Origin of the sequence: Stenotrophomonas maltophilia, assembly GCF_001274595.1 — a bacterium.
GTDB lineage: Bacteria > Pseudomonadota > Gammaproteobacteria > Xanthomonadales > Xanthomonadaceae > Stenotrophomonas > Stenotrophomonas forensis.
On record NZ_CP011010.1, the window covers coordinates 1,450,620 to 1,474,697 of the forward strand.

Annotated in this window: 23 protein-coding genes; 12 read left to right on the forward strand and 11 right to left on the reverse strand. The window is 67.3% G+C overall.

What is annotated here, in order from left to right; all coding sequences use genetic code 11:
- Positions 1-100: 100 nt before the first annotated feature.
- A complete protein-coding gene (locus tag VN11_RS06690) occupies positions 101-1,171 on the forward strand; it encodes a sensor domain-containing diguanylate cyclase (RefSeq protein ID WP_053449189.1) in 1,071 nt (356 codons plus the stop codon).
- A 163-nt stretch (positions 1,172-1,334) separates the two neighbouring features.
- The gene (locus VN11_RS06695; protein WP_053451270.1) at positions 1,335-2,495 is read left to right on the forward strand and encodes an AAA family ATPase; all 1,161 of its coding nucleotides are present in this window, start codon (positions 1,335-1,337) and stop codon (positions 2,493-2,495) included.
- A 30-nt stretch (positions 2,496-2,525) separates the two neighbouring features.
- On the opposite strand, the gene VN11_RS06700 is transcribed toward VN11_RS06695, so the two are convergent.
- Positions 2,526-3,473 (reverse strand): DMT family transporter, encoded by a 948-nt coding sequence (locus tag VN11_RS06700; RefSeq protein WP_049456461.1) that lies wholly within the window; start codon positions 3,471-3,473, stop codon positions 2,526-2,528.
- Positions 3,474-3,552: 79 nt separating this feature from the next.
- On the opposite strand from VN11_RS06700, the gene VN11_RS06705 reads away from it, so the two are divergent.
- The gene (locus VN11_RS06705; protein WP_053449190.1) at positions 3,553-4,167 is read left to right on the forward strand and encodes a Pr6Pr family membrane protein; all 615 of its coding nucleotides are present in this window, start codon (positions 3,553-3,555) and stop codon (positions 4,165-4,167) included.
- Here the strand turns inward: VN11_RS06705 and VN11_RS06710 are convergent.
- The gene (locus VN11_RS06710) at positions 4,088-4,963 is read right to left on the reverse strand and encodes a DUF72 domain-containing protein (RefSeq protein ID WP_053449191.1); all 876 of its coding nucleotides are present in this window, start codon (positions 4,961-4,963) and stop codon (positions 4,088-4,090) included. The genes VN11_RS06705 and VN11_RS06710 overlap by 80 nt on opposite strands.
- Entirely contained in the window at positions 4,960-5,403 is a 444-nt protein-coding gene (locus tag VN11_RS06715; RefSeq protein ID WP_053449192.1) for a VOC family protein, read from the reverse strand. Before VN11_RS06715 ends, VN11_RS06710 begins: the two co-directional genes overlap by 4 nt.
- A gap of 110 nt (positions 5,404-5,513) precedes the next feature.
- Here VN11_RS06715 and VN11_RS06720 point away from each other — a divergent pair, with 110 nt between their 5' ends.
- The 3 genes from VN11_RS06720 (at position 5,514) to agp (ending at position 10,249) form a co-directional block, all read left to right on the forward strand.
- Entirely contained in the window at positions 5,514-7,076 is a 1,563-nt protein-coding gene (locus tag VN11_RS06720) for a serine hydrolase (protein WP_053449193.1), read from the forward strand.
- A gap of 132 nt (positions 7,077-7,208) precedes the next feature.
- Positions 7,209-9,041: a multidrug efflux ABC transporter SmrA gene (gene smrA, locus VN11_RS06725; protein WP_053449194.1), complete on the forward strand. Its 1,833-nt coding sequence runs from the start codon at positions 7,209-7,211 to the stop codon at positions 9,039-9,041.
- Positions 9,038-10,249 carry a bifunctional glucose-1-phosphatase/inositol phosphatase gene (agp, locus tag VN11_RS06730; protein ID WP_053449195.1) on the forward strand — a complete coding sequence of 404 codons (1,212 nt, stop codon included), beginning with the start codon at positions 9,038-9,040 and terminating at the stop codon, positions 10,247-10,249. Before smrA ends, agp begins: the two co-directional genes overlap by 4 nt.
- Positions 10,250-10,258: 9 nt before the next feature.
- On the opposite strand, the gene VN11_RS06735 is transcribed toward agp, so the two are convergent.
- Both VN11_RS06735 and VN11_RS06740 read right to left on the reverse strand, forming a co-directional pair.
- Positions 10,259-11,257, reverse strand: a complete 999-nt coding sequence (locus tag VN11_RS06735; RefSeq protein WP_053449196.1) for a polysaccharide lyase — start codon at positions 11,255-11,257, stop codon at positions 10,259-10,261.
- Positions 11,258-11,401: 144 nt separating this feature from the next.
- Positions 11,402-13,210 carry a DUF885 domain-containing protein gene (locus VN11_RS06740; RefSeq protein WP_053449197.1) on the reverse strand — a complete coding sequence of 603 codons (1,809 nt, stop codon included), beginning with the start codon at positions 13,208-13,210 and terminating at the stop codon, positions 11,402-11,404.
- Positions 13,211-13,322: 112 nt separating this feature from the next.
- On the opposite strand from VN11_RS06740, the gene VN11_RS06745 reads away from it, so the two are divergent.
- Together VN11_RS06745 and VN11_RS06750 are read left to right on the forward strand one after the other, a co-directional pair.
- Positions 13,323-13,679, forward strand: a complete 357-nt coding sequence (locus VN11_RS06745; RefSeq protein ID WP_053449198.1) for a GFA family protein — start codon at positions 13,323-13,325, stop codon at positions 13,677-13,679.
- Positions 13,680-13,711: 32 nt separating this feature from the next.
- Complete coding sequence (locus VN11_RS06750) at positions 13,712-14,494, forward strand: DUF4349 domain-containing protein (protein WP_053449199.1); 783 nt, start codon at positions 13,712-13,714, stop codon at positions 14,492-14,494.
- Positions 14,495-14,535: 41 nt separating this feature from the next.
- Here VN11_RS06750 and VN11_RS06755 read toward each other — a convergent pair whose 3' ends face one another.
- Together VN11_RS06755 and VN11_RS06760 are read right to left on the reverse strand one after the other, a co-directional pair.
- Positions 14,536-14,829: a hypothetical protein gene (locus VN11_RS06755; protein WP_005408721.1), complete on the reverse strand. Its 294-nt coding sequence runs from the start codon at positions 14,827-14,829 to the stop codon at positions 14,536-14,538.
- 69 nt (positions 14,830-14,898) lie between these two features.
- Positions 14,899-15,843: a LysR substrate-binding domain-containing protein gene (locus VN11_RS06760; RefSeq protein ID WP_053449200.1), complete on the reverse strand. Its 945-nt coding sequence runs from the start codon at positions 15,841-15,843 to the stop codon at positions 14,899-14,901.
- 115 nt (positions 15,844-15,958) lie between these two features.
- Between VN11_RS06760 and VN11_RS06765 the strand changes: the two genes are divergently transcribed.
- A complete protein-coding gene (locus tag VN11_RS06765; protein WP_049456459.1) occupies positions 15,959-16,831 on the forward strand; it encodes a DMT family transporter in 873 nt (290 codons plus the stop codon).
- A 658-nt stretch (positions 16,832-17,489) separates the two neighbouring features.
- On the opposite strand, the gene VN11_RS06770 is transcribed toward VN11_RS06765, so the two are convergent.
- A complete protein-coding gene (locus VN11_RS06770) occupies positions 17,490-18,392 on the reverse strand; it encodes a peptidylprolyl isomerase (RefSeq protein WP_053449201.1) in 903 nt (300 codons plus the stop codon).
- A gap of 136 nt (positions 18,393-18,528) precedes the next feature.
- Here VN11_RS06770 and VN11_RS06775 point away from each other — a divergent pair, with 136 nt between their 5' ends.
- Positions 18,529-18,894: a PadR family transcriptional regulator gene (locus VN11_RS06775; protein WP_049458153.1), complete on the forward strand. Its 366-nt coding sequence runs from the start codon at positions 18,529-18,531 to the stop codon at positions 18,892-18,894.
- Positions 18,891-19,880, forward strand: a complete 990-nt coding sequence (locus VN11_RS06780; RefSeq protein WP_053449202.1) for a sensor domain-containing protein — start codon at positions 18,891-18,893, stop codon at positions 19,878-19,880. Before VN11_RS06775 ends, VN11_RS06780 begins: the two co-directional genes overlap by 4 nt.
- Before the next feature lie 200 nt (positions 19,881-20,080).
- On the opposite strand, the gene VN11_RS06785 is transcribed toward VN11_RS06780, so the two are convergent.
- The gene (locus tag VN11_RS06785) at positions 20,081-21,388 is read right to left on the reverse strand and encodes a polyhydroxyalkanoate depolymerase (protein ID WP_049458151.1); all 1,308 of its coding nucleotides are present in this window, start codon (positions 21,386-21,388) and stop codon (positions 20,081-20,083) included.
- Between the two features lie 93 nt (positions 21,389-21,481).
- Positions 21,482-22,072, reverse strand: a complete 591-nt coding sequence (locus VN11_RS06790; protein WP_053449203.1) for a class I SAM-dependent DNA methyltransferase — start codon at positions 22,070-22,072, stop codon at positions 21,482-21,484.
- Positions 22,073-22,221: 149 nt separating this feature from the next.
- On the opposite strand from VN11_RS06790, the gene VN11_RS06795 reads away from it, so the two are divergent.
- The gene (locus VN11_RS06795) at positions 22,222-22,677 is read left to right on the forward strand and encodes a CopD family protein (protein ID WP_053449204.1); all 456 of its coding nucleotides are present in this window, start codon (positions 22,222-22,224) and stop codon (positions 22,675-22,677) included.
- Positions 22,678-23,002: 325 nt separating this feature from the next.
- On the opposite strand, the gene VN11_RS06800 is transcribed toward VN11_RS06795, so the two are convergent.
- The gene (locus VN11_RS06800; RefSeq protein ID WP_053449205.1) at positions 23,003-23,962 is read right to left on the reverse strand and encodes an acetyl-CoA carboxylase carboxyltransferase subunit alpha; all 960 of its coding nucleotides are present in this window, start codon (positions 23,960-23,962) and stop codon (positions 23,003-23,005) included.
- Positions 23,963-24,078 lie beyond the last annotated feature (116 nt).

Below are 24,078 nucleotides of genomic sequence, written 5' to 3' on the forward strand. Positions count from 1 at the left end.
TGTACCCGGGATGCCGGCCCGCGGCCGGCACCACCCGGCACGCGGATTGCGCACCCGCATCGGCTAGACTTCGCAGTGACCTGCCGGAACATGACGCTGCATGATCAAGCCCGACAAGCCTGCCAACGAAGCCCTTCGGCTTGAGGCGCTGTACCGCTACCGCATCCTGGATTCGGAGCGCGAGAAATCCTTCGATGACCTGGTGGTGATCGCCAAGGCGGTCTGCGGCACCTCGATGGCCGCCGTCACCCTGATCGACGTCGAGCGGCAATGGTTCAAGTCGATCCAGGGCATTGATGCCGCGGAGAACCTGCGCAGCGAATCGATGTGCGGCCACGCCATCCTGCAGCCGCAACAGATCATGGTGGTCGAGGACGCGCTGCAGGACATCCGCTTCCATGACAATCCGGTGGTGACCGGCGATCCGCATGTCCGCTTCTACGCGGGTGCGCCCCTGATCAGTTCCGACGGCCTGCCGCTGGGTACGCTGTGCGTGTTCGACGCGCATCCGCAGCGCCTGGCCAGTGACAAGGCCGAGGCCTTGGCCGCGCTGTCGCGGCAGGTGATGCTGGTGATGGAGCTGCGCCGTTTCGCGCTCGACATCCAGAAGCACATGCTGGAACGCGACGATTACGAGCGACTGCTGTCGGAGTACCAGGACGTGCTGCTGGCCCAGAATGCCGACCTGGCCGAACAGAGCCGCACCGACGCGCTGACCGGCCTGCCCAACCGGCGCGCGATGGCGGCGGCGCTGGAAGAGGCCGTGGCGATGAACGGCGCGCAGCCCGCTGCAGCCTGTGTCGCGCTGCTGGACATCGACCATTTCAAGCACATCAACGACTTCCAGGGCCATGCCACTGGCGACCGGGTGCTGGCCGAACTGGGCACGCTGCTGCGCTCGCACTTCGCCGGTCGCGGCATGGCGGCACGCTATGGTGGCGAGGAGTTTGTCGCGGTGATGCCGGCCACCGACCTGCATGCGGCCGAACGGCAGTGCGAGTTCCTGCGCCTGGCGGTAGCCGAGCTGCCGCTCGGTTTCCCGGTGACCATCAGCATCGGCGTTGCCCAGCACCAGTCCGGCGAAAGCGTGGACCAGATGCTGGCACGCGCCGACAAGGCGCTGTACCGCGCCAAGGGCAACGGCCGCAACCGGGTGGAACTGGCCGGCTGAAACACCGGCAACTCGCGCGCTGAACGCATGCGATGCGTGGTGATTCGATCCCGTTCCAGTAGATCCACGCCATGCGTGGATGCTCTTCCCGATTCACATCGCGTCGCAGCTCGTGCGATCAGGACCGGCCAGCATGGCGGTCCTGTTTCCACGGACCTCGAGCATGCTGCAGACCCTGGCCATCGCGCACTATCGCTCGCTGCATGGGCTGGTGCTGCCGCTGCGGCAGTTGAATGTGATCACCGGCGACAACGGTAGCGGCAAATCCAGCCTGTACCGCGCGCTGCGCCTGCTGGCGGAAACCGCACAGGGCGGCGTTGCGGCGGTGCTGGCCCGTGAAGGCGGGCTCGGCTCGGCGCTATGGGCCGGCCCGGAAACCCTTGATCGGCGGGTCATGGCCGGCGAGATTCCGCTGCAGGGCGGCCCCCGGCAGGCTTCTGTGGGCCTGAAACTGGGATTTGCCACCGACCAATTCGGCTACGCCATCGATCTGGGTTACCCGCCGCCCAGTCGTTCGGCGTTCGCACTGGACCCGCAGATCAAGGCCGAGGCGATCTGGGCCGGGCCGTTCCTGCGCAGCGCCAACCTGCTGGTCGATCGCCGCGGGGTGATGGTACGGCAACGCCATGCGCGCGGCTGGGATCTGATCGATGACCGCTTGTCGCTGTTCGACAGCCTGTTCACCCAGGTCGGTGATCCGCAGCGCATGCCGGAAACCATCGCCCTGCGTGAGTACATCCGTCGCTGGCGCTTCTATGATCACTTCCGCAGCGATGCCGATGCGCCGGCGCGACAACCGGCGATGGCCACGCGCACGCCGGTGCTGCATCACGACGGCCGCGATCTGGCCGCGGCCTGGGTCACCATCCTCGAGATCGGAGATCCGGTCGGGTTGGCATGCAGCGTTGAGGATGCCTTCCCGGGTGCCTCGGTGGGCTTCGACGAGCTGGACGGTCGGCTGGCCCTGCGCTTCCACCAGCCCGGCCTGCTGCGGCCGTTGTCGATGGCGGAACTGTCCGATGGCACCCTGCGCTTCCTGCTGCTGGCCGCCGCCCTGCACACGCCGCGGCCGCCGCCGCTGCTGGTGCTGAACGAGCCGGAGACCAGCCTGCATCCGGACCTGCTGCCGGCGCTGGCACGGCTGATCATTGCCGCCAGTGCGCGCAGCCAGGTATGGGTGGTATCACACGCCAGCCGCCTGATCGCGGCGCTGGAACAGGCGCCGGGGTGCCATTCGCTGCACCTGCACAAGGAACACGGGCGCACGCTGCTGAGCGGGCAGGGGCTGCTGGATGTTCCGGCATGGCACTGGCCGCAGCGGTAATACGGCGATCGATACTCCGCGTGGATACGTTCAATCGGCGATGTTGCGTGCTTCCGCCGTACCGAGAATCTCCGGGTGCTGTACCGGCTTGCGTCGGTTCAGCAGCGGGTGCAGGAATACCGCGCCGACGATGATCGCCACGCCCAGGTAGAACCACGGGGTGACCTCGTGCTGTTCGCGCAGCAGCACCACCGCCAGCAGCACCGCATAGACCGGTTCCAGGTTGGTCACCAGCTGCACCGTGTAGGCGCTCAGGTGGCGCAGCGCGACCAGCGCCAGCGCGAACGGCAGCAGCGTGCAGAACCCGGCCAGCACCAGCAGCAGGATGCCGTCGTGCAGGTCCGGGACGATCCACAGCGGGCTGGCCAGTGCCGGCAGCAGGTACGGCATCAGCGGTGCCAGCAGGGTCAGGGTGAGGGTGCCCGCACCCAGCTCCAGCGCGGTGACTGTCAGCGGATCGGCATGGCTGACCATGCGTTTGTTGAGCGAGCCGAACACCGCCACCAGCAGTGCCGAAAGTGCGCCGATCAACACACCCAGGCGCATGCCATCGGGTACGCCACCGACCACCAGCGCCACGCCGGGCAGCACGGCCAGGCCGAACGCCAGTTCGCGCAGCTGGAACGGCCGCTTGGCCACCCACGGTTCGATGATCGAGGTGAACACCGGTGCCAGCGCGATGCAGGTGGCGGCCACCGACGCATTGGCCAGCTTCACCGCGCCATAGAAGGTCAGCCAGTGCAGGGCGACCAGCGCACCGATGCCGGCGTAACCGGCCACCAGTCGCAAGGGCAGGGTGCGCAACCCGCGCCAGACCCGCGGCAGCAGGGCCAGCATCGCCGTCACCAGCAGCATGCGCCACCACACCAACGGCAGCGCGGGCAGGGTGATCAGCTTGCCGAGGATGGCGGTGACGCCCCACAGCAGGACACAGAAATGGATCTGCCAGAGTGCTTTGCGGGTGTCGGGTGTGCTCATCCGTGTATTGTGCGGCAAGCGCAGGTTCGCGGCGATGGTCCCGGTCGCCGCTGCGCCCCGTTCCTGGCGAGGTATCCGCATGCCTGCAGGCCCGATGTTCGTGCGTGGATGGGCGGCGTTGACCGCCCTGGTCGCTGCCACCTCGCTGCTGCTGCAGTACCTGTTGCTGCTGGGCGGGCCCGGCGGCGATGCGGGCGTGGTCGCGGCGACCCTGCGCTTCTTCGGTTACTTCACCATCCTCAGCAATCTGGGCGTGTGCCTGGGGTGTGCATGGCTGGCACGCGGCCGCCCGCTGGGCGGGACCGTGGCCGCGGCCATGGCGCTGTGCATCGGCGTGACCTGTCTGGTCTACGTTCTGGCCTTGCAGGCGCTTTGGCGACCCACTGGCCTGCAGTGGTGGGTGGATATGGGGCTGCACTACGCTGTGCCAGTGTTGTACCTGGGCGGCTGGCTGCTGCTGCTGCCGCACGGCGGCCTGCGCTGGCGTGCATTGGCGGTGGTGCTGTGGCTGCCGCTGGCCTATCTCGGTTGGGCGATGAGCCTGGCCTGGCTGCTGGGACAGGCACCGTACCCGTTCCTTGAGGTGCAACGGATCGGGGCGGTGGCCTTCGCGATCAACGTGCTGCGCGTGGCCGCGGTGTTCGTGCTGGGCTGGACGATGCTGTGGGCGCTGGATCGCTGGCGCCGTCGATGAGCCGCTGCAATGCCATCGCCGCCGCCGGATTGCGTGCCTTGCCCGCGCCGATGCACAGCAGGTAGACCTCGCGGGGCCTGGCCGGGGGCGGTTCGGCCAGGCAGGGCAGGTCGTCCACGGGCTCGCCTTGTGACCAGCGTCGTGCACGTTCGGCCCAGCGTTGCTGCACGGGCACAGGCAGGCCCTCCTTCAAGCGGGCCTGGCTGCGCTTGATCCGCGCGTAGACGAAGCCGGCACTGATGTCGCCGTGCAACGGCGCCTCGTCACTGTCCTCGATCACCAGGGCCACCTCATGACGGCGGGCGGCGGCAACCAGCGCAGGACCGTGCACCGCTGCATTGCGCACTTCCAGCGCGTGCTGCAGCGGCACGCCATCCAGCTGCTTCGGCAGCTGGGTCATCAGTGCGTCCAGCGCTTCGGCATCAGCCGGATGGCGTGGATCGAACTGCCACAGCAACGGACCGAGCCGGTCGCCAAGCGCGAGCGCAGCCTGCAGGAATGGGGCGGCGGCCTCCACCGTGCTGGACAGGTCGCGGCGCTGCACCAGGTAGCGTGGCGCCTTCATCGAGAATCGGAAGCCCTCCGGCGTCTGCGCCGCCCATTGCGCGCATTGGGTCGGTGTAGGTGTGCGGTAGAAGGTGCCGTTGATCTCGATGCAGCGCAACGCACGGCTGGCATGCGCAAGTTCTTCGCGCTGCGCAAGCCCCGCCGGATAGAACGTGCCGCCGCGCCATTCGGGGAACACCCAGCCACCGATGCCACAGCGGATGGCCGCCTGCCGGGAAGCGACCGTCACTGGCCGTGGTCCGCGCGCCACGGGTCGTAGCTGCCGAACCACCACAGATAGCCTTCCGGGTCGGCGCAGGCGTAGCCGCGACCACCGTAGTCCTGGTCGGCGATGTCGATGACGATGCGTGCTCCGGCGGCCTTGGCGCGGGCGTAGTGCGCATCGGCATCGGTGACGATCACGCACGCGCTCTGGGTCTGGCGGCCACCGACCTCGTCAGGCATGGCGGTGTGCTCGGTCCACGCACTGTGGTTGCTGGCCGAACCGAGCATGATCATGCCGTGGCCGAAGGTCAGCTGCGCGTGGAACACGGTCTCGCCGTCGGCGTAGACGGCCTGGGCGTGGAAGCCGAAGGCGCGCTGCAGCCAGTCGATGGCGGCCAGCGCGTCGCGGTAGCGCAGGCACGGAATGATGGTGGAGCCGTTGCCCGGCTGGCTGTTCTCGCCCATGACACCCCTCCTATGGCACAGGGCAGGGTGCGCCGGCGGCCGTTACCATTCCGCGAAACCCCGGTGACGGCCTGCACATGGCCGCGACCCTTGTTCGGAGATGGTGCTTGATGAAAACCTGGATTGGAGGCGCCGTGCTGCTGGCCTGCACGACCATGGCGAGCGCGTCGACCCCGACGCCGCTGCAGGATCTGGATGCGACGGTCGAGCGCGTGCGCGCGCAGTTCGACGTGCCCGGCATTGCCGTGGCCGTGGTCAAGGATGGCCAGGTGGTGCTGGAACGCGGCTGGGGCGTGCGCGAGCAGGGCAGGCCGGAGCCGGTGCAGGCCGACACCCTGTTCGCCATTGCGTCCAACACCAAGGCGTTCACTGCCACTTCGCTGAACCTGCTGGCCGAAGACGGCAAGCTGAAGATGGACGACAAGGTGATCGACCACCTGCCGTCGTTCCGCATGTCCGACCCGTTCGTGACCGGGCAGATGACGATCCGCGACCTGCTCTCGCACCGCAGTGGCCTGAGCCTGGGTGCCGGTGACCTGCTGTTCTGGCCGACCACGTCCTACAGCAACGCCGAAGTGGTGCAGCGGCTGGGCCAGGTGCCGCTGAAGGGCGGTTTCCGCGAGAGCTATGCCTACGACAACATCCTGTACGCGGTGGCCCAGCAGGTGATCGAGCACGTCTCGGGCATGAGCTACCAGCAGTTCCTGCAGACCCGCATTTTCGACAAGGTGGGCATGGCCGGCACGCGCTACAACGCCGATCACCTGAAGCCGGGCGACACGGCGGCCGTCGGCCACGCCAAGTACGATTTCAAGGACCTGCGCACGGTTGCGCCGCTGACCTGGTCGAACAATGCCGGCGCCGGTGGCATCTATTCCAGCGCGCACGACATGGCACGCTGGATGCAGGTGCAGCTGGCCGAAGGCAAGCTGGCCGACGGCACGCCCTTGTTCACCGAAAAGAGCCAGCAGCAGATGTGGCGGATGATCACGCCGCAGTCGATCCCGGCGCCAAGCGTGCCGGAGCTGGCACCGGCGCGGGCCAACTTTGCCGGCTACGGCGAAGGCTGGAGCCTGAGTGATTACCGCGGCCAGAAGCTGGTCTGGCATACCGGTGGCTGGCCGGGCATGGTCTCGCGGCTGACCCTGGTACCGGGCGAGAAGCTGGGCGTGGTGGTGCTGACCAACCAGGAAGTGGGCGCGGCGTTCAACGCGATCACCCTGAGCGTGCTTGATGCCTACCTGGGCGGGGAGAAGCACGACTGGGTCGATGCCTACGCCAAGGCCATGGCCAAGGGCCAGGGCAAGGCGGATGAAGCCTGGGCCAAGCACCAGGCTGCACGGGACAAGCGCAGCACGCCGTCGCTGGCGCTGGCCGGCTACACCGGGACGTTCCGCGACCGCTGGTATGGCGACATGCAGATCAGTGCCGAGGGCAAGGGCCTGCGCCTGCGTTTCATGAAGACCGCGCAGCTGAGCGGCCGCCTGGAGCACTGGCAGCACGACACCTTCATCGTGCGCTGGGAGGATCGCTCGCTCAACGCCGACGCGTTCGTGAACTTCACCCTGGACCCGGACGGCAAGGTACGCGACGTGCGCATGCAGCCGATCTCCGACCTGACTGATTTCAGCTTCGATTTCCAGGACCTGCTGTTCACCCCGGTGGCCCGGTAGAGGCCAACCTTGGTTGGCCTGCGGTAGGGCGCCCGCCAGGGCGGGCGACGACCGGAGTGATCAGGCGATCGTCGGCTGGCGTACACATGCGGCGTGGGATACTCCGCCGCTTGCAAGAGGCGAGGGAATGCAATGTTCCGTTGGTTTGAATCCCTGATTCCGGTATTCCCGCCCGTGGATGGGCGGATGCCACCGCGCAAGGTGCTGCCGTTCTACCTGCACTACCTGCGCCCGGTGTGGCCGGTGCTGCTGGCCACGCTCATCGCCGGCCTGCTGCTGGCGCTGGTGGAAGTGGCCATGTTCGATTACCTGGGCCGCATCGTCGACATGGTCGCCGAGCAGCCGGGTGCCGATTTCTTCACGCGCCACGCCAACGAACTGGGCTGGATGCTGTTCATCACGGTCATCGCACGGCCGATCCTGGTCGGCCTGCACAACCTGCTGGTCAACCAGGCCATCGTGCCGGGCCTGAGCAACCGTTCGCGCTGGTTGATGCACAACTACGTGGTGCGGCAGAGCCTGAGCTTCTTCCAGAATGACTTTGCCGGCAGCGTCGCCAACCGGGTGATGCAGACCGGCACCTCGCTGCGCGAGTCGGCGGTGCAGATGGTCGATTCGCTCTGGTACATCGTGGTCTACACCGGCACCGCGCTGTACCTGTTCGCGCAGGCCGACTGGCGGCTGATGGTGCCGTTGATCCTGTGGCTGCTGGCCTACGCGGTCATCCTGTTCTACTTCGTGCCGCGCGCGAAGGAACGGGCCTGGATCGCCTCCGAGGCGCGTTCCAAGGCGATGGGCCGCATCGTCGATGGCTACACCAACATCCCCACGCTGAAGCTGTTCGCCCATGGCGGGCGCGAGCAGGCCTACGTGGCCGAGTCGATCCAGGAACTGGCGGTCAAGCACCGCGCGCAGACCCGCATCACCACCGGCATGGACCTGACCATCGCCATCGTCAACGGCTTCCTGATTGCCGGTACCTGCGGGCTGGCGCTGTGGCTGTGGAACGGCGGCCACATCACGGTCGGCGCGATCACCCTGGCCACCGGCCTGGTGATCCGCATCCACAACATGTCCGGCTGGATCATGTGGACCATCAACGGCATCTTCGAGGACATCGGCACGGTGCAGGATGGCATCACCACCATCGCCCAGCCGCTGACCGTGCAGGACCGCGAGGATGCGGTGCCGCTGCAGGTGACCCGTGGCGGCGTGCATTTCCAGGACATCCACTTCCACTATGGCAAGAAGGGCGGCGTGATCGCCGGCCTGGACCTGGTGGTGAAGCCGGGCGAGAAGATCGGCCTGGTCGGCCCGTCCGGCGCCGGCAAATCGACCCTGGTCAACGTGCTGCTGCGCCTGTACGACCTGGAAAGCGGCCGCATCCTGATCGACGACCAGGACATCGCCCATGTCACCCAGGAAAGCCTGCGCCAGCAGATCGGCGTGGTCACCCAGGACACCTCGCTGCTGCATCGTTCGATCCGCGACAACCTGCTGTACGGACGCCCGGATGCGACCGAGGAACAGCTGCGTGCTGCCGTGGCCAAGGCACGTGCCGAGGCCTTCATCGATACGCTGGTGGACGGGCAGGGCCGTCGTGGCTATGACGCGCATGTCGGCGAGCGTGGCGTGAAGCTGTCCGGTGGCCAGCGCCAGCGCATCGCCATTGCCCGCGTGCTGCTGAAGGACGCACCGATCCTGGTGCTGGACGAGGCGACCTCGGCGCTGGATTCGGAAGTGGAAGCGGCGATCCAGGACAGCCTGGACGAGCTGATGGGCGGCAAGACGGTGATCGCGATCGCGCACCGGCTGTCGACCATCGCGCGCATGGACCGGCTGGTGGTGATGGACCAGGGCCGCATCGTCGAGACCGGTACCCATGCCGAACTGATTGCGGCCGGCGGCCTGTATGCGCGGTTGTGGGCGCGGCAGACCGGTGGTTTCGTGGCGGCCGATCAGTGATTGCCCTGCTGCTGGCACTCAGCCTGGCAACTCCGGCCGCAACTGCGGCGACAGCGCCGGTGGAAGGCGACCAGCTCGAGCAGGTCGTCCTGCTCAGCCGCCACAACCTGCGCGCGCCGGTGGTGGACTCCGGCGCTCTTGCCAACGCGACACCGGAAACCTGGCCGCGCTGGGACGTCGCTGCGGGTGAGCTGACCACCAAGGGCGGCGTGCTGGAGGTCTACATGGGCCGCTACATGGGCCAGTGGCTGCGGCAGGCACAGCTGTTGCCGGTGTCGGATTGCCCGCGGCCCGCCGACTTCCACGCCCATGCCAACAGCCTGCAGCGCACCCAGGCCACCGCGCAGTTCTTCGTGGCCGGTGCCTTCCCGGGCTGCCATGTTGTGATTGAACAGCGCATGCCGCTGGGCACCATGGACCCGCTGTTCAACCCGGTGATCCACCGCGATGACGCGGCCTTCCGCGAACGCGCGCAGTCGGCGATGCAGCAGGCGTTGGTACGTTCGCAGCTGGCACCGGCCCTGTCCGTGGTGGAGGCGATCACCCGCTATCCGCAGTCGGCGGCGTGCGAGGGCCATGGTGACTGCCGTCTGACCCTGGCCGGCACCCGCTTCAGCGCAGACGCGGGCAAAGAGCCGCGCGTCTTTGGATCCCTGGCCCTGGCCAGCGGGCTGGTCGATGCCCTGCTGATGGAGCACTACCAGGGAAGTGGCATTCCGCGCGAAGGCTGGGGCCGGTTGAACACGGAGGCGCAATGGCAGGCGCTGGCGCAGATCCGCAACGGCTACCAGGACATCCTGTTCGGACCACCCGAGGTGGCACGGGATGTGGCCGGGCCGCTGCTGGAACGATTGGGCGCGTTGTTTGAAGATCCGGCCTCGCCGAAGGTGAACCTGCTGGTTGGCCATGACTCCAACATCGGGTCCGTGCTCGCCGCGCTGGGAATCAGCGACTACACGCTGCCAGGCCAGTACGAGAAGACACCGATCGGTGGCCTGCTGCAGTTCGAGCGCTGGCGTGACCGCCACAGCGGGGCGGAGCGTATCCGCCTGGCCTACGTCTACCCGACCAGCGCGCAGCTGCGTGATGCGCAGCCGCTGACCGAGGCGCAGCCGCCGGGCCGCGTCGCGCTACGTGTGCCGGGGTGCGCGGCACAGGGCTGCACCGTCGCAGAATTCCAGCGTCTGCTGCATCCGGCAGCCCGCTGAGCCACGCCGCTAACGCAGCGGCGCGCGCACGATGCCGTGCGTGGCCATCAGGGTAAGATCGCCCCCCAGCCGCGGCGAGTGGAACGGCCCGCGTGCATGCGCCGCATCGAACAGGCCGCCATCCGGTGATCGCAGACGATAGAACTCGACCCAGCCGCTGGCCTGCAGCGGCAGCTGTGCAACGCCGGTCTGTTCGTTGAACCATGCAGGGTCCTTGCTGCCTTCGATGACGCGGCGGGCAAGGCGGTCGATGGCGTGATCCCGGCTGGCGTACCAGTCCTGGCCGCGCAGCCGCGCCAGTTCGGCCATCATCACCAGTGGCGCCAGCGCGTAGTCGTGGTAGTGCAGGGCGCGTTGCCCGCGCGCCATTTCCAGCGGCAGGCTGCCATCGTCCTGGATGTCATCGATGCCCTTCTGGAAGGCAGCGTGGCCGGCCCGCCACAGGGCCTCGTCATCGGTGGCCAGACCGGTGGCCAGCACGCCCAGGCCGCCCCAGTAGTAGTGGTTGTTGCGGCGCCGTTTCGGATTGTCCCAGTACGCCAGGTTGGCACGCGCCAGCTGTTGCAGCCACGGATCGATGCGCGCGCGCTGCTGCGGGTCGGCCTGGTCATGCACCTTCAGGTAGGCCATGGCCACCGCATCGAGCATCCACTGCCGCATGTAGAACGACTGATCGTTGTTGACCCGGATCATCTGCCCGAGCATCGCGCCGTCCTTCGCCCATGCGCCCAGCCAGGCGAGCGTGCACTGCGCGGCGGCAGGGCTACCGTCGCGCAGATAGTCGTCGCTCATGCGCGCCACGTCCGCGGCATAACGGTCCAACGGCGCGGTGGCATCGTGATTCTGCTGGTGCAGTGCCGGGTCGATCACCGAACCGGCCTTGTCGGTGTAGTAGCCCAGGGCGCGGATGTCGGGGTGTCCGATCGGTGGGGAAGGGCAGGCGGCGTGGACGACGCCGGCCGTCAGGGCAGCAGAGAGCAGGCCGAGACGAAGCAACGGGAGCGACATGGAAACCAATGGGATGGGGAACCCGGCGAACGATGCGCCTGGCCATGTTGCCCTCATGTGATGCGGGCATGGCGTGGCGATCCTGCACAAACAGAACGGCCCGGGTCTCCCCGGGCCGCGCTTGTTCACTTCACACCGGCGCGATCACTCGATCGGCTGGTCCAGCATCAGCTGGCGGGCGAAGCGCACCGGCGGTGCGCCGTAGGACAGCACCTGGTCGTGGTACGCCTTCAGGCTGAACTTGTCGCCCAGCTTTTCCTGCACCGCCTTGCGCGTATCGAAGTGTTCCTGCGCACCGACGAAGTAGGTCGGCAGCTGCGCCGAGGTCAGCTGTGCACGCACCCACTTGCCGGCCGCCTCGCTTTCCTGCTGGAACGCGTCGTGGGTCATCAGGTGCATCGCCTTTTCGCGATCCCAGTTGTCCACGTGCACGCCCTGGTCGAGGATCGCGTTGGAGATCGTGCGCAGGTAGAACTTCAGCTGCACCAGGTGGAACAGCGGGTCGTTGTTGAGGTAACCCTGCTCCTGCATCATGCGCTCGGTGTAGACCGCCCAGCCTTCGGCGAACAGGCCCGAACGCAGCACCGCACGCAGGGTGGAGGGGAACTTGGCCGAGTGCCAGCCCTCCAGGTAGTGGCCCGGGGTGCCTTCGTGGATGCTCAGCAGGTGGATCATGCGCGAGTTGTACTCACGCAGGAACGAGTCGACCTGCTTGTCGTTCCAGTCGTCCGGAATCGGCGACACGGCGTAGAAGGTCTTCAGGTTCTTGTCCAGCGGGCCCGGCGAATCGCAGTAGGCAACGGCTACGCCACGCTGGAATTCCGGCATCAGGATGATGTCCACCGGCGCGTCGGGCAGGGTCACCAGGTCGTGCTCGCGCACGAACGCGGTGGACTGCTCCAGCGCGGCCTTGGCATCGTCGACCACCTTGTCGCGTGCCGGCTTGTCGGCGTAGGCCAGCTCCAGCGCGGCTTCGATCGCCTTCTGCTGCTGCTCGTCGGTCGGCTGGGCCGGCATCTCCGGCGCGCCCGGCTTGTCTTTCAGCACGGTCTGCGCGATGCCATACATGTCTTCGCGCACGCGCTTGAGTTCGGCGCGCGCACGCTCACCGATCTCCTGGCGCGACAGCGACGAACTCAGCGCGAACTTCAGCTTCTGGTCGTACTTTTCCGCACCGATGCGGAAGTCGCCCTTGGCGTTCGGCACCAGGGTCTTGTCCAGCCAGGTCTGCTGCTCGTCCACCGCCTTCTTCAGGCCGTCGATGGCGGCCTGCAGGCGCTGCTGGTCGGCCTGCGGCAGTTCACCGATGTGCGGGGTGATGAAGGTATCGACGATGCTGAGGATGCCCTTGTTCTGCTTGGCCACCGTCTCGGCATGGATCTTCGGCACGCGGGCCGGGTCCAGGTTCTCGCGGGCCTGGGCGAAGATCGCCGGCAGCTTTTCCATGCGTGCGGTAGCCGACTTCAGGCGTTCCGGCAGTGGCGCGAATTCGCGAGCCATCAGGCCATAGATCGCGCTGCCGGCAATGCCGTTGTACAGCTGCGGGTCCCACTTGCCGGACTGCAGTACTTCGGCGTTCCAGATTTCCGACTGCAGCTGGTTGCGCAGGATCGCCGCGTCCACCTGGTTCTCGCGGCCCAGCTTGGCCACCTCGATCTTGTCCAGCTCGCCCAGCAGCGCCTTGTAGGCGGCCACGGTCTTCTGCTGGCCGGCGGCGCTCAGGTCGTCCAGCTCGCTGTCGTAGCGGTGGTCGCCGATCTGGGTGGCGCTGACCGGCGACAGCTGCATCCATGTGTCCAGGGCGCGCTTGGACAGATCGGCGAAGGCGGCATCGACGGCGGCGTCACCGGCCTGCTGGCTGGCGGCCGGGGTGGAACCGGTGGTCGGGGCGTCGGCCGGCTGGCAACCGGCCAGGGCGGCGACCAGGGCGAGGGCAAGGAGATGCGGGCGCATCGGCGTTCCTGTACAGGGTCAAACCGCGAGCATAGGCCGCTGAGGCTGCTTTGTCCCCCTGCCATAGGATTACCATGGGCGCCGACAAGGACTCTCCAGCGGAGCGCAGGGCATGGAATACCAGGGAAGCTGCCATTGCGGCAGGATCGCATTCACCGTACAGGCCGAAACGCCGATCAGCGATGTCATCGACTGCAACTGCTCGATGTGCCGACGCCGCGGCGGCCTGCTGTGGTTCGCTCCGCGCGAGGCGTTCCAGCTGACCACCGCCCCGGCCGACGTGGCCACCTACCACTTCAACAAGGCGCACATCGACCACCACCATTGCCGCGAATGCGGCATCGCGCCCTACAGCGAAGCGGTGGATCCGCGTACCGGCGCGCCGATGGTGGCGGTGAACGTGCGCTGCGTGCCGCAGGTGGACCTGGCCACGCTGGCGGTGATGTCCTACGACGGAGCTGCGCTTTGAGGCCGCTGCGTGCGTGGACGCGGGCCGCGGCGATGCCGGTGCTGCTGCTGGCGCTGGCTGCCTGCGCCCAGAGTGGCCAGCGGGCGGCGGAAGCAGGCGCCAGTGCGGCCGACGCCGCCATTGCTTCGCCGGAAGGCGCGTTCCTTGCCTACGAGCATGACGTGCAGGTACAGCTGGACGCGGCGCAGATCGCGCCGCGCATCCGGCAGATCGCACAGGCCTGCCAGAGCGCGACGTTCGGCGACTGCGCGGTGCTGCAGGTCGACCAGCGCAGTGGCGAGCAGCCCAGTGGTGAGGTCAAGGTGCGTATCGCGCCCAAGGGGACCGAGCCGTTGATCGCCATGGCCGGCGAGGGTGGCACGCTGCAGGCGCGCAGTACGCGCGCCGAGGACCTCGCGCAGCAGGTGGCCGACACCGCACTGACCAGGGCGCGGCTGGAGAAGGAGCATGCGCGGCTGCTGTCCTACCAGGACCGCAAGGATCTGAAGGTCGAGGACCTGATGGCGATCACCACGCGCCTGTCGGAGATCGAGGCCGGCGTCGAGCAGGCCAACAAGGAAGCCGCACAGCAGCGCCGGCGCATCGATACCCAGCTGGTGACGATTCATTTCGACACCACCTCCGGCCAGCGCAGCCGCAGCGAGATCGGTGACGCACTGCGTGAATCGGGCAGCATCCTCAACACCAGCGTTGCGTTCCTGATCCGTGCCGCCGCCGCGTTGCTGCCGGTGGGCGTGCTGGCACTGATCGCCGCCTGGGGCGTGCGCGCGTGGTTGCGCCGTCGTCGTCGCCGCAAGCTGCCGCCCACTCCCTGATCCGTCCGTGGTGTGCCGGCCCTTGGCCGGCACTGCCCGGGTCAGCCTTCGTCGGTTTCGTATTCGACGAACACGTCCAGCTCGAGTGCCAGTTCCTGCACCGCATCGCGCACCTTCTGCGCGGTGCTTTCATTGCCGACTTCCACTTCCAGTTCGTGGATGCCCGGGCCGATGTCATCGGACAGCCCGGCCGAACTCGAATCGTCGTCGTCCATGTGGGGCATCAGGTCGTCGGTTTCCTCGACGTGTTCGATGCCCTCCAGGCCGAGCAGCAGGTCGCTGATGGCGCGGGCGTCGTCTTCGGTTCCGGTGATGCGCAGTCGCAGCATGGCCATGGCATGGGTACGTTGTGGGGTTCGACAGCAGCCTAGCCAGCGCGAAGCAAAGAGCGGGTGAGGGCGCAGTCAGGCGTGCGTGGGTGGGCGTCCCAGCAGGCTGTCTGGCAAGGCGGGAATCGGCGTGCGTTCGTCCTGCGCCTGCTCCAGCAACCAGTCGATGAACAGGCGCGCGGCCTGGCTTGGCGGTTGCCCTTCCGCGTGCACCACGTGATACGCGTAGCGCGCCTTCAGCGCCGGTCCGGGCAGGCGCACCACCTCGTAGCGCTGCAGGTAGGGCTGGGCGATGTGGGTGCGCGCCAGCACCGCGCCCATGCCGTACACCGCGGCGCGCATCGCATCGGTGCTGTCGGCGAAGGTATGCATCGGCGGCAGCGGCGAGGGCGGGCGCACGCCGGCATGGCGGAACCAGTCGCGCCAACCCTGCGGCGACAGATCGGTCAGCAGCGGCAGGCCGGCGATGCGTGCCGGATCGGCCAGGGATTCAACGCCGGCCAGCGCCGGTGATGCCACCGGGAACAGGTAGTCGTCCATCAGGTGCTGCGCGCGCAGGCCGGGCCACTGGCCCAGCCCATAACGGATGCCGACTTCCGGGCCGTTGTCATCGTAGCGATCCAGCCCGCTGCCGGTATGCAGTTCGATGCGGATGTGCGGGTGGGCCTGGGTGAAGCGCGGCAGCCGGGGCAGCAGCCAGCAGTACGACAACGAGCGCAGCGTGGCGATCCGCAGCGGCACGCTGTCCGCAGCGGGATGCAGGTGGTGGGCGACGGCGGCAACATCGGTGAAGGCGGCGCTGGCGGCGTCGGCCAGCTGGCGGCCCTCGGCGGTCAGCCGGACTCCGCGCGCATGGCGCAGGAACAGGCGCGTCTCCAGCACTTCCTCCAGGCGGCGCACATGATGGCTGACCGCGCTGGCGGTCAGGTGTAGTTCCTGCGCGGCCTGGGCGAAGTTCTGGTGGCGCGCGGCGACCGCGAATACGGCCAGCGCCGGGAGCAGGGAGGGGCGTAGCTGCATGTCCAGCCTCAAACCATATTTGTGGCTGGCAGCGATACTACGCGCTTGTGCGGCGGGCGTCTTCGCCCGATCCTGTGTGCCTTGGCGAGGAACCGACGATGGACGGAGGCAGGGCATGAACGCGGTGCCACAGGCGGCTGAGCGCGACTGGCGCACGCCGCTGGAATTGACCCTGCTGGGCGCCATCTGGGGTTGCTCGTTCCTGTTCATGCGGGTGGCGGTGCCGTCGTTCGGCCCGTTCGCCCTGGTCGAGGTGCGGCTGGTGTTGGGCGCGCTGGTGTTGCTGCCGTTCCTGTGGCGTGCCCGCGCGCAGTTTCCGCCGCGGCGCTGGCTGTGGCTGGCCCCGATCGGCCTGATCAACTCGGCGCTGCCGTTCGTGCTGTTCGCCTATGCCGCCGAACAGGCACCGGCTGCGATCGGTGCGATCTGCAATGCCATGACGGTGCTGTTCGCCGCGCTGATCGCCTTCCTGTTCTTCGGCGAGAAGATCGGCATGCGCCGTGCTGGCGCGCTGCTGGTCGGATTTGCCGGCGTGGTGGTGCTGGCCACGGCCAAGGTGTCGGGCCTGAGCATCGGCACCGCGGTGATCGCCGGCGCTGCGGCGTCGCTGCTGTACGGGTTGGGCGTAAACCTGGTGAAGCGGCACATGACCGGCCTGCCGTCGGCGGCCGCTGCTGCGGCGACGTTGTCGTGCGCTTCGCTGTGGATGCTGCCAATGGCGGTGAGCCACTGGCCGCAGGCGGCGATTCCGCTCAAGGCGTGGGGTGCGGCGATTGCCCTGGGCGTGGCCTGCACCGGCCTGGCGTTCCTGATGTTCTACCGCCTGATCGGTCGCATCGGCCCGTCGCGCGCATCGACGGTGACCTACCTGATTCCGCTGTTCGGCGCGGCGTTCGCGTGGTTGTTCCTGGGGGAGGCGGTGACGGTGCAGATGTTGATTGCCGGTGCGTTGATTCTGGGGAGCGTGGCGGTGAGCCAGAAGGGCTGAGGGCGTCGACGCACTGGTAGTGCCGGGCGCTGCCCGGCAGCTCTTTTCCGCGCCTGCGGGGAGGTGTCACTTTCTTTGCTCGTGCACCGCGCTGCAGGAGCAGCGTGGAACGGCGCAGCCGGCCCGTAGGGTGGCGCACATGGATGTGCGCCATCAAGAAAGTAACCAAAGAAACACGCCGCCAGGTCGCGAGCCGGTGCTGCGCACCGGTACCCTGTGCTCCTCGGTCCGTCGAGGGACGGCGCGCAGAAGTCAGCCGACTAGCAGTCGGCTCTACAGGACACCCGCGCCTCTTCGCCCTCGCCGGACCTGCGGTGCTCGGATCGCTCAAGGCGGACTGGAAGGTCAAGATCAACGGCAAAGGCATCCACGCATGGCGTGGGTCTACTGGGTGCAGCTGCGGCCTTTGATCTTGGATCCGCCTTGAGCGAGCCGAGCATCGCAGGGGAATCAGGGGCGAAGAGGTGCCGATGTCTGAGCGCAGCGAGTTCGGCACCGTCCCCTGATTCACCGAGAAGCGCAGGGTACCGACGTGCGAAGCACGGCGGCTCGCGGTGTGGCGGCGCGTTTCTTTTGGTTACTTTTCTTTTCGCGCGAAAAGAAAAGTAACGCTCATGAAAGGTGAAGCGCCTTCAGCACGCGCCACGTGCGGAAACCATCACCGCACCGGCACCGGAATATTGCAAAGATCGATATGCCCCGCCGGGCGCTTGTAGAAATCATCCACGCGATTGCGTCGCGCCTCCACCGTTTCGGCGAAGGTCTTCGAATCGGTACGCAGCACCTGTATCGGCGTGCGCTCGGCCACCGGCACGTCACTGGCACGGCGGATCGACACGATCGGCGTACGCAGCTTCGGGTCGGTGTAGAAACCCATCGGTGCCGGTCCGCGCGGGGTCGCGCTGAGCAGCTCCATGCCCTTCAGCACGCGGCCGACCAGGGTGATGTTGCGGTCCAGCTGGCGCGGCGACTGCCCGGTCACCACGTACAGTTCGGCGCCGATGCTGCTGTCTTCCTCGTTGCTGCGGCCGGCGCCGAGCATGCCGTAGCAGTGCGCCAGCCAGGCCTTGCCGGCCTGTGGATCCTGGCCGACCGGGAAGCCGTCAACGAAGCCGGTCTGCGCCGCCCAGCCATCGCGGTCCGGCAACACACTCACCTTCAGGCCGGCGCTGGCGCGTTCGAATTCGGCCGGCAGCTTGCGTGCGGCGCTGCCGAACGGCTTGGCCTTGGCCGCGTCATCGGCATCGGCATCGCCGAACTGCACCACGAAATTGTCCTGCGAGCGGTAGATGCTGGTGCCGTCCCAGAAGTGCTCGTGGGCGAAAGTCTGGATGTTGGCGACATGGCGCGGGGCGAACTGCGGCGCCAGTTCGATGATCACCCGGCCAGCCGGCAGGTCCATGTAGAGCAGGTTGGCCGGGTCCGGCGTGCGCCAGTCGCTGGCCGCCGACGCGTCGAGGATCTGCTGCGGGCTGCGGTAGGGCGTGGCCGCGCTGGCCAGGGTGGGCAGCAGGCAGGCCAGGGCGAGGGCGGTCAGGGCAAGGCGACGACGGTGCGGCATGGGATCCCCGGAACATGAACGAGGCTTCGATTCTGCGCGAGCGGCCCGGCCACGCCAACCGGCACGATGACTAACGACACATTCGCTATACCGAACTTCGCACTACTGTGGACTTCAATGTAGTGGAGGACCGGTCATGGTCGAAGACGATGTCCACCTGAAGAAGTTCCAGAAGGAGCTGAGCGCTGGAACCGTGTCGCTGGCCCTGCTGGCGGTGCTCGCCCGGGCCGGGCAGCCGCTGTACGGCTACCTCATTGCCAAGGAGTTGGAGCGGGTGGGCGAGGGCGTGCTGAGCGGCAAGCAGAGCGCGCTGTACCCGGTGCTGCGCAACCTGGAAGGGGCCGGCCTGCTGGAAAGTCATGTCGAGCCGTCCAGCAGCGGGCCGCCGCGGCGCTACTACCGCATCAATGAACGTGGCCGCGAGGTGCTGGCGCAATGGCGCCAGGCCTGGCAGGCCACCCGCGATTCCGTCGATTCCGTGTTGGAGGGGGTACCGCAATGAACGACCCGAGCCTGGCAGGCCGTGCCCTGCCGACCACCATTCCGCAGTACCTGGCGCAGCTGCGCGCGGCGCTGGAAGGCGCTGATCCCGCCATGGTGCAGGACGCCCTGTACGACGCCGAGGAATACCTGCGTTCGGAGCTGGCGGCGCAGCCCGGCCGCAGCGAGGCCGAGGTGATCGCCGACGTCGCCGGCAGCTATGGCGCGCCGGACGAAGTGGCCGAGATCTACCGCGAGACCGAAGTGACGGTGAACCGCGCGCTGCGCACGCCGCGTGCGGATACCTCGCCGGTGCTGCGTGCGGCAGCCGAGGCCAGTGGCGTCGAGCCGGCCGCACCGCCGCCGGCGCCGGTTCAGCGCTCGCTGCTGGCGCGCTTCTTCGGCGTGGTGACCGATCCGCATACCTACGGCGCGCTGTTCTACATGCTGCTGTCGCTGGCCACCGGCATCTTCTTCTTCACCTGGGTGGTGACCGGCCTGTCGCTGTCGCTGGGCCTGCTGATCCTGATCATCGGCATTCCGCTGACCGTGCTGTTCTTCGGCTCGGTGCGCGGGCTGGCATTGCTGGAAGGGCGGCTGGTGGAAGCACTGCTGGGCGAACGCATGCCGCGCCGACCGCGCTACACCGACCGCAGCCGCACCTGGCTGCAGCGTATCGGCGACATGTTCACCGATGGCCGCACCTGGCTGACCCTGCTGTATTTCGTGCTGATGCTGCCGCTGGGCATCATCTACTTCACCATCGCGGTGACGCTGCTGTCGTTGTCGCTGGGCATGATCTGGGCACCGGTGGCGGCGATCTTCAGCGGCGACATCCCGGGCATCTACGTCGACGGCGTGAATGTGCTGCCGATGGCGGCCTCGCCGCTGGTAGCGATCGTGGTTGCCGCCGTGGGTGCGCTGCTGCTGCTGCTGACCCTGCACCTGGCGCGCGGCATCGGCAAGCTGCACGGGCTGATCGCCAAGAACCTGCTGGTGCGGCTGTAACCGCGAATCCACGCTTGGGTGCGTGCCAACCTCGGTTGGCACGCTCCATCAGCTATCGAAATGCCTGACGGGCTCGGCTTTGGTAGGTGCCAACCTCGGTTGGCACGCTCCATCAGATGCCGGGATTGACGGTAGAGCGCCAACCAAGGTTGGCATCTACCAAGTCGTACCGACCAAGGTCGGCACCCACCATGGGCGAGTTACCCCGCCTTGCGGCGCAGTGGGGTCACGTTGCTCTTCTTCTTCGTGGCCTTCGCCGCCGGTGCCTCGGCATGCGCGGCGAAGAAGTCGCGCACCTTCGGGTACACCACTTCGCGCCAGCGGCGGCCGCTGAAGATGCCGTAGTGACCGGCACCTTCGACGATGAAATGCTCGCGGCGGTCTGCACTGATGCCGGTGCACAGTGCCTGCGCCGCTTCGGTCTGGCCGAGGCCGGCGATGTCGTCCAGCTCGCCTTCGATGCTCAGCAGCGCGGTATCGCGGATGGCCGACGGGTCGACCTTCTCGCCATTGACCACCCACTCGCCACGCGGCAGCAGGAAGTCCTGGAACACCACGCGGATGGTGTCCAGGTAGTACTTGGCCGGCATGTCCAGCACCGCGTTGTACTCGTCATAGAAACGACGGTGCGCGTCGGCGTCTTCCAGGTCGCCCTTGACCAGGTCGGTGTAGAAATCCCAGTGCGAGCTGAAATGGCGGCTGGGATTCATCGACAGGAAGCCGGCATGCTGCAGGAAGCCCGGATACACGCGGCGACCGGCGCCGGGGTAGCTGGGCGGCACGGTGTGGATGACGTTGTTCTCGAACCACGACAGCGGGTTCTGCGTGGCCAGGTTGTTCACTGCAGTCGGGCTGCAGCGCGCATCGATCGGGCCGCCCATCATCACAAGCGTGCGCGGCGTCGGTTCGCCACGGCTGGCCATCAGCGAAACCGCGGCCAGCACCGGCACGGTCGGCTGGCACACGCTCACCACGTGCAGGCGCTCAACGCCAAGGTGGCGGATGAATTCCTGGATGTAGGCGATGTAGTCGTCCAGGCCGAACTCACCTTCGCTGGACGGCACCATGCGCGCATCCACCCAGTCGGTGACGTACACGCGGTGGTCGCGCAGCAGGGTGCGCACGGTATCGCGCAGCAGGGTGGCGTGGTGGCCGGACAGCGGCGCGACCACCAGCACGAACGGCTGGTTGAGCATGGTGTGCAGCTGGTCGGCTTCATTGCTGTGGCGCTTGAAGCGCAGCAGCTTGCAGAACGGCTTGCTCACTTCCTCGTGCACCACGATCGGCACGCGCTCGCCATCGACGTCGATTTCGTTGATGCCCCACTCGGGCTTCTCGTAATCCTTGCCGATGCGATGGAACAACTCGTTGACCGCGGCCAGGCGATCGGCACCCGGCATCTGCGACCACCAGTGGCCCGGGTTGGCGAAGAATTTGGCGTTGGCCTGGGCCTGGTGCACCCAGGGGGCGAGCAGGTTGCGGGTCAGTTCGTGCAGTTGATAGAGCATGACGACCGAATATGTATGGTCATATGTTGCCGCGCAGCATATCCCATCCGGGTGTCCCGCAGGTTAAGTTGGCTGAAAATAATGAATCCGGATTCACATCCGTTCCAGCGCGGCGGCATCGCCTGCCAGGGCGGGGCCGAGCCAGCAGTGCGACCCGACCGGCTGCAGGCCGTGCCGGGCCATCGCGCGGCGGTACCAGCGTGCCGGGCGGGCCTGGAAACCGTCGTGGTCGCCCTCGAATGCGTCCTCGGCGGCGAAGGTCTCCAGGAAGGCCACGCCGCCGGTCAGCTCGGCCACGCCGGCCAGGCCGGCGCGCAGCTCGCGGTCGGGCACGTAGTGCATCACGTCCGAGCAGACCAGCAGGTCGACCGGGGCACAGGGCCGCAGCCAGGCGAAATCGCCGAAGCTGGCCAGGTGCAGGTTGCGGGTCCTGCCGTAGCGGCGCACAGCGTACTCGCTGCTGTCGAAGCCGAGGTATTCGACCTTCGGACGCAGCTTCAGCAGCGGCGCACGCCAGGCGCCTTCGCCGCAGCCGATATCCAGCACGCTGCGGATCGGTCGCTCCAGGTAGTACTCGGCACTGGCCACGGCCAACGCGACCTTGCGCGCCAGGCGGGCGCTACCGCCGATGTCGGCGCGGCGGTACCAGCGCTGGAAGTAGGCGGCGTCGTAGGTCTTGTCCATGGGGCGGTGCATGATCGGGGAAAACGGCGCCTATCGTACGGTGTTGCGGCGCGCCATGCGTCGATGTGTCGCGGCGTGCGGGCCTGCAGCGGCTTCGCCACGGCATGCGAGAATGACCGCCCATCTACGCCAGCCGCCGGAGCAAGCGCATGCAGAGCTACTACTGGGTGAAGACCTTCCACATCGTGTTCGTGGTGGCGTGGATGGCGACGGTGTTCTACCTGCCGCGCATCCTGGTCAACCTGGCCGAGACCGCAGGCCAGCCGGCGGTGACCGAGCGCCTGCAGCTGATGGGCCTGCGCCTGTACCGCTTCGGCCATTCGATGTTCGGTCTGGCCTTCCTGCTGGGCCTGGTGCTGTGGCTGGGCTACAAGGTCATCCCGGATTTCCCGACCATGGTGGCGCCGGGCGGCGCCGGCTGGCTGCATGCCAAGCTGGGGCTGGTCGTGGTGCTGCTGGCGTATTTCATCTGGATCGGGCGCCTGCTGAAGGGCGTGGGCAAGGGCCGGTCGCTGCCGTCGTCGCGCGCGCTGCGCTGGATCAACGAGATTCCGCTGCTGGCGTTCATTCCGATCGTGTGGCTGGTGCTGGCCAAGCCGTTCTGAGATTCCGCGTGCTCGAACATGTCACTTTCTTGCTCGTGCAAGAAAGTAACCAAAGAACACGCCGCCGAACGCGAGCCGGTGCTGCGCACCGGTTCCCTGCGCTTCTCGGTGAATCAGGGGACGGCGCCGAACTCGCTGCGCTCAGACACCGGCGCCTCTTCGCCCCTGATTCCCCTGCGATGCTCGGCTCACTCATGGCGGACCCGAACGTCAACGGCCGCAGCTGCACCCAGTAGATTCACGCCATGCTTAGGTGCTGTGCGAGGTACAGACAAAAAAAGCCGGGCATCTGCCCGGCTCTTTTTTATCCGACGTCAGGTAGCGATCACGCGGCCTCGTACGTGCCGTAGCTGCGCAGGCGGGTGTAGCGCTGTTCCAGCAGTTGTTCGGTGGGCAGCTTTTCCAGCGCGTCCAGTTCGTTCAGCAGCACGGCCTTCAGGCGCTTGGCCATCTGCATCGGGTTGCGGTGGGCGCCACCGGTCGGCTCGCGCACGACCTTGTCGACCAGGCCCAGGCTCTTCAGGCGCGGGGCGGTCAGGCCCAGCTGCTCGGCCGCGTCCTTGGCCTTGCCGGCGTCCTTCCACAGGATCGAGGCGCAGCCTTCCGGGGTGATGGTCGAGTACACCGAGTACTCCAGCATCACGGTGCGGTCGCCCACGCCCAGCGCCAGCGCACCGCCGGAGCCGCCTTCACCGATCACGGTGCAGATGATCGGCACCTTCAGTTCAGCCATCTCGATCAGGTTGCGTGCGATCGCTTCGGACTGGCCGCGCGATTCGGCGTCGATGCCCGGCCAGGCGCCGGCGGTGTCGATCAGGGTCAGCACCGGCAGGCCGAAGCGTTCGGCCATCTTCATCAGGCGCAGCGCCTTGCGGTAACCCTCCGGCTTGGGCATGCCGAAGTTGCGCTTGATCTTTTCCTTGGTGTCACGGCCCTTCTGGTGGCCGATCACCATCACTGCGCGGCCGTTGATGCGGGCCAGGCCGCCCATGATGGCCTTGTCGTCGGCGAAGGCGCGGTCACCCGCCAGTTCCTGGAACTCATCGCAGATGATGCGGATGTAGTCGGCGGTATACGGGCGCGACGGGTGGCGGGCCAGCTGCAGCACCTGCCACGAGGTTAGGTTGCGGAAGATCTGCGCGGTGCGCATGCGCAGCTTGTCCTGCAGCGCGTGCACTTCGGCCTCGACATTGACCGCCGGCCCGGCACTGGCGTTGCGCAGCTCCTGGATCTTGGCTTCCAGGTCGGCGATGGGTTGCTCGAAGTCGAGGTAGTTCGGATTCATCGGAAGCCGTCGTGTAAAGAAGAGGGGAATTCTAGCCGAATGCGTGCAAACCGCCCGTACGCCCTCGTCTGGAAGGCGACGGTAGCGCAGCCGGGCAGGGGGCGCCAGTCAGCCCG